Source organism: Streptomyces sp. NPDC102406 (assembly GCF_044765725.1).
Classification (GTDB): domain Bacteria; phylum Actinomycetota; class Actinomycetes; order Streptomycetales; family Streptomycetaceae; genus Streptomyces.
The window spans coordinates 318,759-332,811 of sequence record NZ_JBIWKP010000005.1; the positions used below are offsets into that span (position 1 = coordinate 318,759).

Here is a 14,053-nt window from a genome sequence, read left to right on the forward strand (position 1 = left end):
CCCGCGATGGGACGGTATGTGATCCGGCGGCTGTTGCAGATGATCCCGGTCTTCATCGGGGCCACGCTGCTCATCTTCCTCATGGTCAACGTGATGGGCGACCCCATCGCGGGGCTGTGCGGCGACAAGGCCTGCGACCCCGCCACGAAGGCCCAGCTCTCCAAGGAGTTCGGCCTCGACAAGCCCGTGTGGCAGCAATACCTGACGTACATGGGGAACGTCTTCACCGGTGACTTCGGCACCGCGTTCAACGGCCAGAAGGTCACCGAGCTGATGTCGACCGCGTTCCCGGTCACCATCCGCCTCACCATCGTGGCGATCCTCTTCGAGATCGTCGTCGGCATCACGCTCGGTGTCGTCACCGGCCTCAGGCGCGGCCACCCCGTCGACACCGGCGTGCTGCTGCTGACCCTCGTCGTCATCTCCGTCCCGACGTTCGTCACCGGTCTGCTCCTGCAACTGCTGCTCGGCGTGCAATGGGGCTGGATCAACCCGGCCGTGTCCACGGAGGCGTCCTTCGGCGAACTGATCGTGCCCGGCCTCGTCCTCGCCTCCGTCTCCCTCGCCTACGTGACCCGCCTGACGCGGACCTCCATCGCCGAGAACAAACGGGCCGACTACGTGCGCACCGCCATCGCCAAGGGCCTGCCCAGACGCCGTGTCATCACCCGGCACCTGCTGCGCAACTCCCTCATCCCCGTCGTCACCTTCATCGGCGCCGACGTCGGCGCGCTGATGGGCGGCGCCATCGTCACCGAGCGCATCTTCAACATCCACGGCGTCGGCTTCCAGCTCTACCAGGGCATCCTGCGGCAGAACACCCAGACCGTGGTCGGTTTCGTGACCATCCTCGTCCTGGTCTTCCTCGCGGTGAACCTGATCGTCGACCTCCTGTACGCCGTACTCGACCCGAGGATCCGCTATGCCTGAACCGCAAGCGCCAGAGCCCCCCGCCGGGCGGCCCGGAGCGTCCGGAGGCGGGCGCGTACCCGAGGACGGTGCCATCGCCGCGACCGGCATGGGCGGCGCGATGGACCTCGCCACGAGCGAGGGCGCGCTCATCGAGGGACCGGCCGTCGGGCCCGGCGGCCCCGCGGGCAAGCCCCGCAGCCTGTGGTCCGACGCCTGGCGCGACCTGCGCCGCAACCCCGTCTTCATCATCTCGGCCCTGGTCATCCTCTTCCTGGTGGTCATCTCGATCTGGCCGCAGCTCATCGCCTCCGGCAACCCGCTCTCCTGCGACCTGTCCAAGCGCCAGCAGAGCTCCCAGCCGGGCCACCCCTTCGGCTTCGACGGCCAGGGCTGCGACGTCTACACCCGCACCGTGTACGGCGCCCGCAACTCCATCACCGTCGGCGTCTGCGCCACGATCGGCGTCTCGCTGCTCGGCTCGGTCCTCGGCGGACTCGCCGGGTTCTTCGGCGGGTTCTGGGACGCGGTCCTCTCCCGCATCACCGACATCTTCTTCGCGATCCCCGTCGTCCTCGGCGGCCTCGTCCTGCTGTCGGTCGTCACCAGCAACACCGTCTGGCCCGTCATCGGCTTCATGGTGCTGCTCGGCTGGCCGCAGATCTCCCGCATCGCCCGCGGCTCGGTCATCACCGCCAAGCAGAACGACTACGTGCAGGCGGCCCGCGCGCTCGGCGCCTCCAACTCCCGGATGCTGCTGCGCCACATCGCCCCGAACGCCGTCGCGCCCGTCATCGTCGTCGCGACCATCGCCCTCGGTACGTACATCGCCCTGGAGGCGACCCTCTCGTACCTCGGTGTCGGTCTGAAACCGCCGGCGGTGAGCTGGGGCATCGACATCTCGGCCGCCTCCGGCTACATCCGCAACGCCCCGCACATGCTGCTGTGGCCGGCCGGAGCCCTCGCCCTCACGGTCCTCGCGTTCATCATGCTCGGCGACGCGGTGCGCGACGCCCTCGACCCGAAGCTGAGGTAGCGCCCATGCCGTTGCTCGAAGTACGCGACCTGCACGTCGAGTTCCGCACCCGGGACGGCATCGCCCAGGCCGTGAACGGCGTCAACTACACCGTCGACGCGGGCGAGACCCTCGCCGTGCTCGGCGAGTCCGGCTCCGGCAAGTCGGTCACCGCCCAGGCGATCATGGGCATCCTCGACATCCCGCCCGGCCGCATCACCGGCGGCGAGGTCCTCTTCAAGGGCCGGGACCTGCTGAGGCTCAAGGAGGAGGAGCGCAGGAAGGTCCGCGGCGCCGAGATGGCCATGATCTTCCAGGACGCCCTCAGCTCCCTCAACCCGGTCCTCTCCGTGGGCGACCAGATCGGCGAGCTGTTCACCGTCCACCGCGGGATGTCCAGGAAGGACGCCAAGGCCAAGGCCGTCGAGCTGATGGACCGGGTCCGCATCCCGGCGGCGAAGGAGCGCGTCGGGCAGTACCCGCACCAGTTCTCCGGCGGTATGCGCCAACGCATCATGATCGCGATGGCGCTCGCCCTGGAACCCGACCTGATCATCGCCGACGAGCCCACCACCGCCCTCGACGTGACCGTGCAGGCCCAGGTCATGGACCTGCTCGCCGAATTGCAGCGCGAACTCAACATGGGGCTCATCCTCATCACCCATGACCTCGGCGTCGTCGCCGACGTCGCCGACAAGATCGCCGTGATGTACGCGGGCCGCATCGTCGAGCACGCCCCCGTCCACGAGATCTACCGGGCGCCCGCCCATCCGTACACCAAGGGCCTCCTCGAATCGATCCCGCGCCTGGACCAGAAGGGGCAGGAACTCTTCGCCATCAAGGGCCTGCCACCGAACCTCATGCACATCCCGCCCGGCTGCGCCTTCCATCCGCGCTGCCCGATGGTCCAGGACGTGTGCCGCACGGACGTCCCGCCGCTCTACCGCGTCTCCGATGACCGTCGCAGCGCCTGCCACTTCTGGAAGGAGACGATCGATGCCTCACGCTGAGGGCGGCTCGCACGTCAGCAAAGGCGATCTCCGACGCGAGGGCCGGATCGCCGAACACCTCCTCCACCAGGCGCAGGCCGAGTCCGCGTTCGCGAAGAACGGCTCGGAGTCCGGACACGAACCCCTCCTGGAGGTACGGGGGCTGGTCAAGCACTACCCCCTCACCCAGGGCGTCCTCATCAAGAAGCAGGTCGGCGCGGTCAAGGCCGTCGACGGCGTCGACTTCGACCTCGGACACGGTGAGACCCTCGGCATCGTGGGGGAGTCCGGCTGCGGCAAGTCGACCGTCGCCAAGATGCTGGTGAACCTGGAACGCCCCACGGCCGGCGTCATCAAGTACAAGGGCGAGGACATCACCCGCCTCTCGGGCCGCGCCCTGAAGGCCGTGCGCCGCAACATCCAGATGGTGTTCCAGGACCCGTACACCTCCCTCAACCCGCGTATGACGGTGGGCGACATCATCGGGGAGCCCTACGAGATCCACCCCGAGGTCGCGCCGAAGGGCGACCGCAGGAAGCGCGTCCAGGACCTCCTCGACGTGGTCGGCCTCAACCCCGAGTACATCAACCGCTACCCGCACCAGTTCTCCGGCGGCCAGCGCCAGCGCATCGGCATCGCCCGCGGCCTCGCGCTGCGCCCCGAGATCATCGTCGCCGACGAACCCGTCTCCGCGCTCGACGTCTCCGTGCAGGCCCAGGTGATCAACCTCCTGGACCGGCTCCAGAACGAGTTCGACCTCTCCTACGTCTTCATCGCCCACGACCTCTCGATCGTGCGCCACATCTCCGACCGGGTCGGCGTGATGTACCTGGGCCGCATCGTGGAGATCGGCTCCGACGAGGAGATCTACGAGCATCCGACGCACCCCTACACGCAGGCGCTCCTGTCGGCCGTACCCGTCCCCGACCCGGCCGCGCGCGAGCACCGCGAACGCATCATCCTCACCGGCGACGTGCCCTCGCCCGCCAACCCGCCCTCCGGCTGCCGCTTCCGCACCCGCTGCTGGAAGGCCCAGCAGCGCTGCGCCGACGAGGTCCCGCTGCTCGCCGTCCCGGCCGTCTTCCGCCTCGGCGACGCGGGCCCGGCGCAGCACCCCTCGGCCTGCCACTTCGCCGAGGAGAAGCAGGTCGTGCCCACCGAGCAGTAATGCCTTTACAAGCGTGCAACTCCGCGGACGCAGCGCCGCCACACGGACGCGCCAGGATGATCCGCGTACGGCCGTGCGGGTGCCGTTGGCCGGGCCGGGGCGCAGGTCGCCCCGGCCCGGTCGCCGTTCAGCCCAGGCCCAGGGACCGCTTCAGGAAGTCCACCTGGAGCAGCAGCAGATTCTCCGCGACCTGCTCCTGCGGCGTCATGTGGGTCACCCCTGACAGCGGCAGCACCTCGTGCGGGCGGCCGTCCGCGAGCAGGGCCGAACTGAGCCGCAGGGCGTGCGCCACGACCACGTTGTCGTCGGCGAGCCCGTGCACGATGAGCAGCGGCCGGTGCTGCCCGGCCGGCTCCGCGAGCCCGTCGTCCGTCACCAGCGAGTTCGCCGCGTACGTCGCCGGGGACGTGCCGGGATCGCCCAGGTACCGCTCCGTGTAGTGCGTGTCGTACAGCCGCCAGTCCGTCACCGGCGCGCCCGCGACACCCGCGTGGAAGACGTCGGGCCGCTTCAGCACGGCCAGCGCGGAGAGGTAGCCGCCGTAGCTCCAGCCGCGCATCGCCACCTTGGACAGGTCGAGGGGGAAGCGGCCGGCCAGCGCGTGCAGGGCGCTCACCTGGTCGTCGAGCGTCAGCGTGAAGTCACCGCGGATCGACTTCTCGCGGCCGGGCGAGATGCCGGGCGTGCCCCGGCCGTCCGCGACGATGACCGCGAAGCCCTGGTCGGCGAACCACTGCGAGGTCAGATGCGCGTTGTGCGCCGCCACGACGCGCTGCCCGTGCGGGCCGCCGTAGGGGTCGAGCAGCACCGGCAGCGGGCCGTCCCCCTCCGCGTACGAGGAAGGGAGCAGGACCGCACACGGGATACCGTCGGCCTCCGTCAGCGTCACGCGCGGGGAGAGCAGCGGGCGCTCGGCGTGCGAGGCGATCTCGGCGACCTGCTTGCCGTCGCGCTCCACGCGCACCCGCGCGCCGGGGGAGCCGAGGGTGGCGGAGACCAGCACCGTGACGTTGCCCGAGCGGGCGGCCGTGTGCACGCCGGGCTCGGTGGTGAGGCGCTCCACGCCCAGTTCGTTGACGCGGTAGACATGGATCTCGCCGGTCTCCGGGGCCGCCGCGTCGGCGCCCGCCGAAGCCGAGACCAGGACGTCGCCGTCGCCGACGTCGAGCACGGACCGCACGTGCAACTGCGGCCCTGTCAACAGGCGTTCACCGACCGCGAGGACCCGCGCCCCGCCCTCGTCGGCGATCCGCACGAGCTGCCCGCTCGGCGACCAGCACGGCACTCCCGGGAACAGCTCCAGCCACTGGTCGTCCTCGTCGGCGTGCACCATCCGCGTCGAACCGTCGTCCGGGTTCACGGCCAGGTACAACGCGCTGAGCTGGTCACGGGCCTGTACGAGGATCAGAGGGGCGCCGTCCGCCGACCAGTGGACGCGGGCCAGGTACGGGTAGGCCGACCGGTTCCAGTTGATCTCGGTCCGGCTGCCGTCGAGGCCGTACGCGAACAGCCGCACCTCGGCGTTGGGCGTCCCGGCCGCCGGATAGGCGGTGCGCACCGGCTCGCGGTCCGGGTGCGCCGGATCGGCGATGAACCAGCGCCGCACGTCCGCGTCGTCGGCGCGGGCCACGAGCAGCCGCCGCGAATCGGGCGACCACCAAAAACCCCGGTACCGCGACATCTCCTCGGCCGCGATGAACTCCGCGAGCCCGTACGTCACCGTCTCCGACTCGGGGGCGGCGAGAACCCGGTCGTCCTCGCCCTGAGCGCCGACGACCCGCAGCGCGCCCCGTGCCACATACGCGACGTGCCGGCCGTCCGGAGCCGGGCGCGGGTCCAGCACCGGCCCGCGCACCGGGAGCTCACGGGCCGTGCCCGCCCTCAGCTCCGCCGCGAACAGGCGGCCCGACAGGGCGAACGCCGCCAGCTCGGCCGCGCCGTCCGTCGCGTACCCCACGATGCCCGCGCCGCCCTCCCGGCTGCGCTCGCGCCGGGCCCGCTCCTCGGCCGACAACCGCTCCGACGAGCCGCCGAGCAGCGTCGACGGGTCCGCGGCCACCCGCTCCTGACCGCTCGCCACATCGAGGACCCACAGGGCGTTCGCCCGGTCGGTGCCCGCGCCGGAGCGCAGGAAGACGACGCGCTCCCCGTCCGGCGACACCGTGAAAGCGCGCGGGGCGCCGGACGTGAAGCGCTGCGTACGCGCGTGCTGACGAGGAAAGGAATACGTCTCGTTCCCACTACCGGGCCCGGCGCCGTCGCCGCTCTCTTTGGTCATCCCCGAAGACTAGGGCGCGAGTCGACCATGCGCCCCCACGCGCTCCCGCCCGCCCCCGATGCTCCGGCATGACGACTCATGCGGGGCGACGGATAGTTATGATCAGTAGCGCTGTGTGGGTATCCAACAGGGGACATCCGTCGGCGATCGATCACTTTGGAGGAGGGACCGCTGTGGCACTCTCGATCTCGGCCGTGGTGCTGTTCGCGATCATCGTCTTCATCCTGGTCAAGAAGTCCGGTCTGAAGGCCGGACACGCGGTGGTCTGCGTGCTCCTCGGCTTCTATCTGGCGAGTTCCTCCATCGCCCCCACGATCCAGGAGCTGACGACGAACGTGGCGGGCATGATCAGCGGCATCAAGTTCTGACGGGAGGGGCGCGGGTTCTAGGCTGGGGGCATGACGGAACTGCCTGGTCGGCGTCTGCTCCTCGTGCACGCGCACCCCGACGACGAGTCGATCAACAACGGCGCCACGATGGCCAAGTACGCCGCCGACGGCGCCCACGTCACGCTCGTGACCTGCACCCTCGGCGAAGAGGGCGAGGTCATTCCGGACGAACTGGCCCATCTCGCCCCGGACCGTGAGGATCTGCTCGGCCCGCACCGCATCGGTGAACTGGCCGCCGCCATGAAGGAGCTGGGCGTCACCGACCACCGCTTCCTCGGCGGCCCCGGCCGCTACCGCGACTCCGGAATGATGGGCGCCGAGCAGAACGAGCGCCCGCAGGCGTTCTGGTCGGCCGACCTCGACGACGCGGCGGCCCATCTGGTCGCCGTGATCCGCGAGGTCAGACCGCAGGTCCTCGTCACCTACGACCCGGACGGCGGCTACGGCCACCCCGACCACATCCAGGCGCACCGCGTCGCCATGCGCGCCGCCGACCTCGCCGCCGAACCGGCCTTCCGGCGCGACCTCGGCGCCGCCCACACCATCGCCAAGATCTACTGGAACCGGGTGCCCCGCACGGTCGCCGAGGAACGTTTCCGCGTACTGGCGGACGAACTGCACCGCACGCCCTTCACCGTCGCCGCCGCCGTCTGCGACGTCCCCGGCGTCGTCGACGACGAGCGGATCACCGCCGAGATCGACGGAGGGCCCCACGCCGCACGCAAGGCGGCCGCGATGGCCGCGCACGCGACCCAGGTCACCGTCGGCGGGGAAACCGGCGGTTTCCGGGTATTCGCGCTCTCGAACGGGCTCGCGCAGCCCCTGTTCGACACCGAGTACTACGAGTTGGTGCGGGGCGAGCCCGGATCGACGTACGAGAAGGACCTGTTCGAGGGCATCGAGGGAGAACGCGCGTGATGAGCAGCGAAAAGACCGGCGGCGCCACGAGCGGCAAGGCCGCGGCACCCCAGGTCGACCTCCCCTTCAGCATGTCGCTCACCCCCGCCAGGGCCGCCGCGTTCCTCGTCCTGTTCGTGCTCGGCGCCCTCGTCGGCGTCGCGGGCGCGCTGCTCCAAGGCGGCTGGTTCCCGGGCGGGTTGCTGCTCGCACTGCTCGGCACGGCCGGTCTCTTCCACGGCGGGGTGTGGCTGACCGGGGGCAGATCCGGGGCCCTGGCGCCCGCTGCGGGCTGGCTCGTCGCGGTCATCCTGCTCACGGCGACCCGTCCCGAGGGCGACTTCCTGTTCGGCGCGGGACTCGGCTCCTACCTCTTCCTCATCGGTGGCATGGCCGTCGCTGTGATGTGTGCCACCCTCGGACTTTCGCGGCAACCGCCCGCCTCCGCCGCCCGACTTGGGAAGTGACGTCGCACTTGCGGCCACCATGCGCCGTGTCCCGCACGGGATTCACCATCCGTCACACCGTGCCGTCCAGCCGCGGCCAGTATGGTGGTGCGCGCCGCCGAGCAGCCCGCGTGAGGTCGAGACGGGCGGCGGAGCCAACCGGGAGAACCTGCTTTGAGTCGTGAAACTGACAGTTCGTCCTCCGGGCCCCAGGGGCGCGGCGCTGCCGCCTACCCGTCGGGGACGCCTCCGTACGGCACGTCCGCCCAGGGCGCGGCGGCCGGTGACGCGGACCCGCTGGGCCAGGTGCCCCCGGGCGACCAGGACAGCCCCAAGACCGAGACCACGCTGACGACGCGGATCCGGATCAACATCCCCGGCTCGCGTCCGATCCCGCCGGTCGTGATGCGCACGCCGATGAGCGATGTCGACGGTGGACCGCAGGGTGATGCCGAGGCACCGGCCGGGCCGCCCGAGCCGGGCCCCGGCCGCGCCTCCGCCCTCGCCGAGTACGCCACCGGGGAACCGGCGGGCGGCAACGGCAACGGCGCCGCCTCGGACCCCGGCCCCGGCACGGGCCCGCGCGACGGCGCCGCCAAGGCGTCCCGCGAGGAGAAGACCAGCGACTGGTTCGCGCCGCGCAAGGGCGCCACCGGCCGCGGTGCCGCCGCGAACGGCGCCGGTGCCGCGGCGTCGGGCCCGGCCACGGGCGGTGCCCCTGGCGCTCCCTCCGGCACGTCCGGCGGCTTCGACGTGACCGGCGCCCTGGCGGCCGGACCGCTCGGCGACGGTGCCACACCGCCCGCCCGCAACCGCGACGACCGGGGCGACCTGCCCTACTTCTCCGGTAACGCGGGCAACGCGGGTAACCCGGGTGACGTCGGCAACTCCGGTGCCCCGACCCCCGGCGCTCCCCGTGCCGGCGCTCCCCGTGCCGGTGGTCCTTCCGGCCCCGCTGGCCCCTCCGGCCCCGCTGGCCCCTCCGGTCCTTCCGGGCCGACGACGGGTCCCGTCACCGGTGACGGCCCGATGGTGCCGCCCCTCGCGGCCGACCCGCAGGTCCGTCCAGGACCGGGCGCCCAGCACCCGCCGCGGATGAGCGACGACACCGCCATCCTGACGCCGCAGAAGCCCGCGCCCGAGCGGCCGGAACATGTCTCGGGCGACACGCTCACCAGCGGCATGCCGGTCGTCCCGCAGGGCGGGAAGGGCCCCGGCTCCCCGTTCGCGCCGGGCGCCCCGGCCCCGACCCCGCACACCCCGCCGAAGCTGCCCGACCCCGTGCAGAGCGCCCCGGCGACCCCCGCCAGGAAGAAGGGCCGCAGCAAGCTGGTCCTGCTCGGCGCGGGCATCGTGGGCGTCGCCGGAATCGCGTACGGCGCGGGCCTGTTGATGAACCACTCGGACGTGCCCAAGGGCACCACCGTCCTCGGCGTCGACATCGGCGGCGGGACCCGCGACGAAGCCGCCGCCAAGCTCGACGAGGCCCTCGGCAAGCGCACAGGGCAGGACCTGAAGCTCCAGGTCGACGGGAAGACGGTGCCGCTCAAGCCGGACCAGGCGGGCCTCTCCCTGGACAGCGCCGCCACCGTCTCCGCCGCCGCGGGCAGCGACTACAACCCGGTCTCCGTCATCGGCTCGCTGTTCGGCAACGAGCGCGTCGTCGATCCCGTCATGCCGGTCGACGAGGAGAAGCTGCACGCGGCTCTGGAGCAGGCCGCGGGCGGCGCCGCCGCGTCCGGCGACGGCACCATCAAGTTCGTCCCGGGCAAGGCCGTCGCCGTCTACGGCAAGACCGGCAAGGGCATCGACGTCGACAAGTCGACCACCGCCGTCGAGGAGGCGTACCAGAAGCAGGTCGAGACGGGCACGTCGACGCCGGTCCAGGTGGCCACCACGACCCGGCAGCCGACGGTCTCGGACGCCGAGGTCGACCGCAAGATGAAGCAGTTCGCCGAGCCCGCGATGTCCGGCCTCGTCACCATCAAGGCGGGCAACGCCTCCATCCCGTTCGGCCCGGACAAGTCACTGCCGAAGATCCTCGGGATGAAGGCGGTCGACGGCAAACTCGTCGAGACGTACGACCTCCCGGCCCTGAAGGAGCTCTACGGCAACGTCTTCGACGGCGTCCTCATCACCCGGGGCAACGGCAAGAAGACCCCGGTCCAGCCGACCGACGTCGCCGCCGCCATGGGCAAGGCCCTGCTCGGCAAGACCCCCGCCGAACGCACCGCGACGATCGACACGAACCCCACCTAGTCGGGTCCGCAGGGCACACCCGGCACAGGTCCCGCGGGCAGACGCCTCGCGGGACCTGTGCCGTTCAGTTCAACATGGCGCGAGCCGCCCTGGCCTGGCCGAGCACCCGCTCCGCCGCCGCGGCGTCCACCGCCCCGACGACCTCCGCGTACGCCTCCAACTCCGCGGCTCCAGCGACGAAGTCGCCCCGCCGCACCAGCAACTGGGCCCGGTCGTAGCGCAGCCGCGCCGGATGCGACGGCAGCAGCAGCGACAGCTCCACCGCCCACAGCGCCACGTCCGAGCGCTCGGGGCGGGTCGACGCCCACGCGCGGATGTTGTTCAGGATGCGCAGCACGACCTCCAGCGGATCGACGGGCCGCAGCATCGACGGATCCAACGGCGCCCCCGTCGCCCCGGCCACCAACAGCTCCGCGTCCGGCCCTGTCAGCACCCGCCCCGCGCCGAACGGATCGGCGAGCACCTGCTCCCCCGGGTCGCCGAAGCCCACGACGAAATGCCCCGGCAGCGCCACCCCGTACACCGGGGCCCCGGCCCGCCGTGCCACCTCCATCCACACCACCGACAACAGGATCGGCAGCCCGCGCCTGCGCCGCAGCACCTCGTGCAGCAGCGACGACTCAAGGCGCTGGTAGTCGGCCGCCACCCCGTGGAACCCGAGCCGCGAACCGAGCAGTTCCGCGAGCGCGGTGGCCCAGGACCGCGGACCGCCCGGCCGGAACGGCAACTGCCCGGCCAGGTCGTCCAGTTCGATCTGCGCGGCGTCCATACCGGCCTCGTCGAGCGAGCCGTCGGCCTGCGCGGCGAGCAGCAGGCACAACAGCGCGAGATCGGGCCGCTCGGACCGTGCCTCCTCGGCGAACCGGCGCCGAAGCTCCGTGGAGCGGGGGGACAAGTGGGGGGACATACGAGTTTCGTGCCCTCTCAGACCGATCGATAGCGCGATCGACGACGGGTCACCCGGTGCCGCGCTCCGGAGCACGGTAGTGGTGATACGCGTGATGTGTGGCGAAACCCAGACGGTCGTAGAGCGCCCGCGCCCCGGCGTTGTCGGACTCGACCTGGAGCCAGGCCGCCGAGGCGCCCTCGTCGAGGGCCCGGCGCGCCAGCGCCGTCATCACGGCCGACGCGAGCCCCTGGCGCCGCTGAGCGGGGTCGACCTCGACCGCGGCGAACCCGGCCCACCGTCCGTCGACCACGCACCGGCCGATCGCCGCGGGCACCTCGCCCTCGCCGGGCACGGTCGCGAACCACACGGACGGACCGGCGCACAGCACCCGCGACGCGACCTCACTCGCTCCCTTGCGCTGATAACGCCCCAGCCACGCCGCCCCCGGCTCCCTGCTCAGCAGCACCGGACGGCCGTCGGGAGCGTCGCCGATCGGCGCGAGCGCCGCGATCCGCAGTTCGGCGCTCACCTCCCGCGCCCACCCGCGCGCCTCCAGCTCCGCGCACAACACCTCCTGCGTGCCCGCCGCCCCGGTCGCCGTCTGCGCGTAGGCGGGCAGCCCGCGCTCCGCGTACCAGTCCCGTACGCGGTCGAGCGCGTCGTCGAGCGGGAGGCCCGGGTCGCCCACCGGGAGCACGGAGTTGGCCCGCCGGGTGAACCCCTGGGCCGCTCGCAGCTCCCACTCGCCGAGCCGCTCGCTCTCGATCGGCCGCCACGCGCGCGAGGCGACGCGCGCGAGCTCCGGATAGGTGGCGGAGGGGCCCCGGCGCCGCGCGGGTTCGGCGGGCACGACCTTCCCCGCGACCAGGGTGGAGGCGTCGATCGAGACCCGCTCACCGGACCGCCGTGTGATGAGCAGCACACCGTTATTCCACGATGTGAGAACCCCGACCGTATCGGTGAACTTCCGACCCGCGGACGGTTCCTCGTCCATCCGCCGCACGGATACGCGTTTGCCCACGTCAGCGGGGGTCAAGCGAAGCTCGAGCCGTCCGCTCGCAGTGAATTCCACAGCTCGTTCCACCCCTCCTGTTCGGATCATGCCCCGGAACGGAGATACTAGGGGCGGGCATCGACGACGCCGCGCTCCCGCGCGCCAGGCGGCGGAGCCTGTGGAGGCCCGCCAGCGCCCTATCGAGGAGGAACGACAGCGTGACCTACGTCATCGCGCAGCCTTGTGTCGACGTCAAGGACAAGGCGTGCATCGAGGAGTGCCCGGTCGACTGCATCTACGAGGGCTCCCGGTCCTTGTACATCCACCCGGACGAATGCGTCGACTGTGGTGCCTGTGAGCCGGTCTGCCCGGTCGAGGCGATCTTCTACGAGGACGACACTCCGGAGGAGTGGAAGGACTACTACAAGGCGAACGTCGAGTTCTTCGACGAGCTCGGCTCGCCCGGTGGTGCCTCGAAGATGGGCCTCATCGAGAAGGACCACCCGTTCATCGCCGCCCTGCCGCCGCAGAACCAGTAATCGCGCTCAGCGGTACGCACAGGCGCTGCCCCGGTCCCGTACGGCTTTCGACTGCCGTACGGGACCGGGGCGTTTGTCCACCACGCGAGAGAAGTGAGCTGACCAGGTGTCCGTAGCCCCGGCCCCCATCGACCGTCTCCCCACGTTCCCCTGGGACAAGCTGGAGCCGTACAAGAAGACGGCCGCGGCGCACCCGGACGGCATCGTCGACCTCTCGGTCGGGACGCCCGTCGACCCGGTGCCCGAGCTGATCCGGAAGGCGCTGGTCGACGCCGCCGACTCGCCGGGCTATCCGACGGTGTGGGGCACGCCCGAGCTGCGGGACGCGCTCGTGGGCTGGTGCGAGCGCCGCCTCGGCGCCCGCGACCTCACGCACCACCACGTCCTCCCGGTGGTCGGCTCCAAGGAGCTCGTGGCCTGGCTCCCGACGCAACTGGGCCTCGGCCCGGGGGACAAGGTCGCCCACCCGCGCCTCGCGTACCCGACGTACGAGGTCGGCGCGCGGCTGGCCCGTGCCGAGCACGTGACGTACGACGACCCCACGGAGCTGGACCCGGCCGGGATCAAGCTCCTGTGGCTCAACTCCCCGTCGAACCCCACGGGCAGGGTCCTGTCCAAGGACGAACTGACCCGCATCGTCGCCTGGGCCCGCAGCCACGGCATCCTGGTCTTCTCGGACGAGTGCTACCTGGAGCTGGGCTGGGAGGCGGACCCGGTCTCGGTCCTGCACCCGGACGTGAACGGCGGCTCGACCGAGGGCCTGGTCTCGGTCCACTCGCTCTCCAAGCGCTCGAACCTGGCGGGTTACCGCGCGGCGTTCCTCGCCGGTGACGCCTCGGTCCTCGGCGATCTGCTCCAGATCCGCAAGCACGGCGGCATGATGACGTCGGCCCCGACGCAGGCGGCCGTCGTCGCGGCGCTCGGCGACGACAGCCACGTCCGCGAGCAGCGCGCCCGCTACGCGGCCCGCCGGGAGCTGCTGCGCGCGGCGCTCCTCGCGCACGGCTTCCGCATCGAGCACAGCGAGGCGAGCCTGTACCTGTGGGCGACCCGCGGCGAGTCCTGCTGGGACACGGTGGCCCGCCTCGCGGATCTCGGCATCCTGGTCGCGCCCGGCGACTTCTACGGCGAGGCGGGCGAGGAGTTCGTCCGCGTCGCCCTGACCGCCAGTGACGAGCGGATCGAGGCGGCGGCGGCCCGCCTGTCCTGACGGCCGGTCCGCCGGATGCGGGCAGCGAGAACGGGGGTGCGAGGAGCGGATCCGCTCCTCGCACCCCCGTC

At 71.8% G+C, this 14,053-nt stretch carries 13 protein-coding genes; 10 read left to right on the top strand and 3 right to left on the bottom strand.

Translation table 11 applies throughout. The features are described 5' to 3' along the window. Positions 1-6 precede the first annotated feature (6 nt). The 4 genes from ACIRF8_RS22625 to ACIRF8_RS22640 are packed head-to-tail and all read left to right on the top strand — an operon-like array spanning position 7 to position 4,081. Entirely contained in the window at positions 7-930 is a 924-nt protein-coding gene (locus ACIRF8_RS22625; protein ID WP_404217237.1) for an ABC transporter permease, read from the top strand. After that, entirely contained in the window at positions 923-1,945 is a 1,023-nt protein-coding gene (locus ACIRF8_RS22630) for an ABC transporter permease (protein ID WP_404217238.1), read from the top strand. The genes ACIRF8_RS22625 and ACIRF8_RS22630 overlap by 8 nt, the downstream gene beginning before the upstream one ends. 5 nt (positions 1,946-1,950) lie before the next feature. Then, positions 1,951-2,934: an ABC transporter ATP-binding protein gene (locus ACIRF8_RS22635; RefSeq protein WP_404217239.1), complete on the top strand. Its 984-nt coding sequence runs from the start codon at positions 1,951-1,953 to the stop codon at positions 2,932-2,934. Then, positions 2,921-4,081: an ABC transporter ATP-binding protein gene (locus tag ACIRF8_RS22640; RefSeq protein ID WP_404217240.1), complete on the top strand. Its 1,161-nt coding sequence runs from the start codon at positions 2,921-2,923 to the stop codon at positions 4,079-4,081. The genes ACIRF8_RS22635 and ACIRF8_RS22640 overlap by 14 nt, the downstream gene beginning before the upstream one ends. 127 nt (positions 4,082-4,208) lie before the next feature. On the opposite strand, the gene ACIRF8_RS22645 is transcribed toward ACIRF8_RS22640, so the two are convergent. Continuing rightward, positions 4,209-6,359, bottom strand: coding sequence for a prolyl oligopeptidase family serine peptidase (locus tag ACIRF8_RS22645; protein ID WP_404217242.1), 2,151 nt, complete (start codon positions 6,357-6,359; stop codon positions 4,209-4,211). Positions 6,360-6,532: 173 nt separating this feature from the next. Between ACIRF8_RS22645 and ACIRF8_RS22650 the strand changes: the two genes are divergently transcribed. The 4 genes from ACIRF8_RS22650 to ACIRF8_RS22665 all read left to right on the top strand — a co-directional run bounded on the left by ACIRF8_RS22650 (position 6,533) and on the right by ACIRF8_RS22665 (position 10,350). Further along, positions 6,533-6,727, top strand: a complete 195-nt coding sequence (locus ACIRF8_RS22650) for a hypothetical protein (protein ID WP_404217243.1) — start codon at positions 6,533-6,535, stop codon at positions 6,725-6,727. A 30-nt stretch (positions 6,728-6,757) separates the two neighbouring features. Then, entirely contained in the window at positions 6,758-7,666 is a 909-nt protein-coding gene (gene mshB / locus ACIRF8_RS22655; RefSeq protein WP_404217244.1) for an N-acetyl-1-D-myo-inositol-2-amino-2-deoxy-alpha-D-glucopyranoside deacetylase, read from the top strand. A 71-nt stretch (positions 7,667-7,737) separates the two neighbouring features. Next, the gene (locus tag ACIRF8_RS22660) at positions 7,738-8,112 is read left to right on the top strand and encodes a DUF6113 family protein (RefSeq protein ID WP_404217526.1); all 375 of its coding nucleotides are present in this window, start codon (positions 7,738-7,740) and stop codon (positions 8,110-8,112) included. Between the two features lie 153 nt (positions 8,113-8,265). Beyond that, on the top strand, positions 8,266-10,350 hold the full coding sequence (locus tag ACIRF8_RS22665) for a hypothetical protein (protein WP_404217245.1): 2,085 nt from the start codon (positions 8,266-8,268) through the stop codon (positions 10,348-10,350). A 64-nt stretch (positions 10,351-10,414) separates the two neighbouring features. Here ACIRF8_RS22665 and ACIRF8_RS22670 read toward each other — a convergent pair whose 3' ends face one another. Next, positions 10,415-11,257 (bottom strand): transglutaminase-like domain-containing protein, encoded by an 843-nt coding sequence (locus ACIRF8_RS22670; RefSeq protein ID WP_404217246.1) that lies wholly within the window; start codon positions 11,255-11,257, stop codon positions 10,415-10,417. Positions 11,258-11,306: 49 nt separating this feature from the next. After that, entirely contained in the window at positions 11,307-12,311 is a 1,005-nt protein-coding gene (locus tag ACIRF8_RS22675) for a GNAT family N-acetyltransferase (protein ID WP_404217247.1), read from the bottom strand. Positions 12,312-12,451: 140 nt separating this feature from the next. Between ACIRF8_RS22675 and fdxA the strand changes: the two genes are divergently transcribed. Then, a complete protein-coding gene (fdxA, locus tag ACIRF8_RS22680; protein WP_111666449.1) occupies positions 12,452-12,772 on the top strand; it encodes a ferredoxin in 321 nt (106 codons plus the stop codon). Between the two features lie 106 nt (positions 12,773-12,878). After that, entirely contained in the window at positions 12,879-13,982 is a 1,104-nt protein-coding gene (locus tag ACIRF8_RS22685; RefSeq protein ID WP_404217248.1) for a bifunctional succinyldiaminopimelate transaminase/glutamate-prephenate aminotransferase, read from the top strand. Positions 13,983-14,053: the final 71 nt, after the last annotated feature.

Excerpts from the sequence above, each read along its gene's own strand:
- ACIRF8_RS22660 (WP_404217526.1), top strand. The coding sequence starts at position 7,738 with ATGTCGCTCACCCCCGCCAGGGCCGCCGCGTTCCTCGTCCTGTTCGTG.
- ACIRF8_RS22635 (WP_404217239.1), top strand. The coding sequence starts at position 1,951 with ATGCCGTTGCTCGAAGTACGCGACCTGCACGTCGAGTTCCGCACCCGG.
- mshB (WP_404217244.1), top strand. The coding sequence starts at position 6,758 with ATGACGGAACTGCCTGGTCGGCGTCTGCTCCTCGTGCACGCGCACCCC.
- ACIRF8_RS22625 (WP_404217237.1), top strand. The coding sequence starts at position 7 with ATGGGACGGTATGTGATCCGGCGGCTGTTGCAGATGATCCCGGTCTTC.
- ACIRF8_RS22630 (WP_404217238.1), top strand. The coding sequence starts at position 923 with ATGCCTGAACCGCAAGCGCCAGAGCCCCCCGCCGGGCGGCCCGGAGCG.
- ACIRF8_RS22645 (WP_404217242.1), bottom strand. The coding sequence starts at position 6,359 with ATGACCAAAGAGAGCGGCGACGGCGCCGGGCCCGGTAGTGGGAACGAG.
- ACIRF8_RS22640 (WP_404217240.1), top strand. The coding sequence starts at position 2,921 with ATGCCTCACGCTGAGGGCGGCTCGCACGTCAGCAAAGGCGATCTCCGA.
- ACIRF8_RS22670 (WP_404217246.1), bottom strand. The coding sequence starts at position 11,257 with ATGTCCCCCCACTTGTCCCCCCGCTCCACGGAGCTTCGGCGCCGGTTC.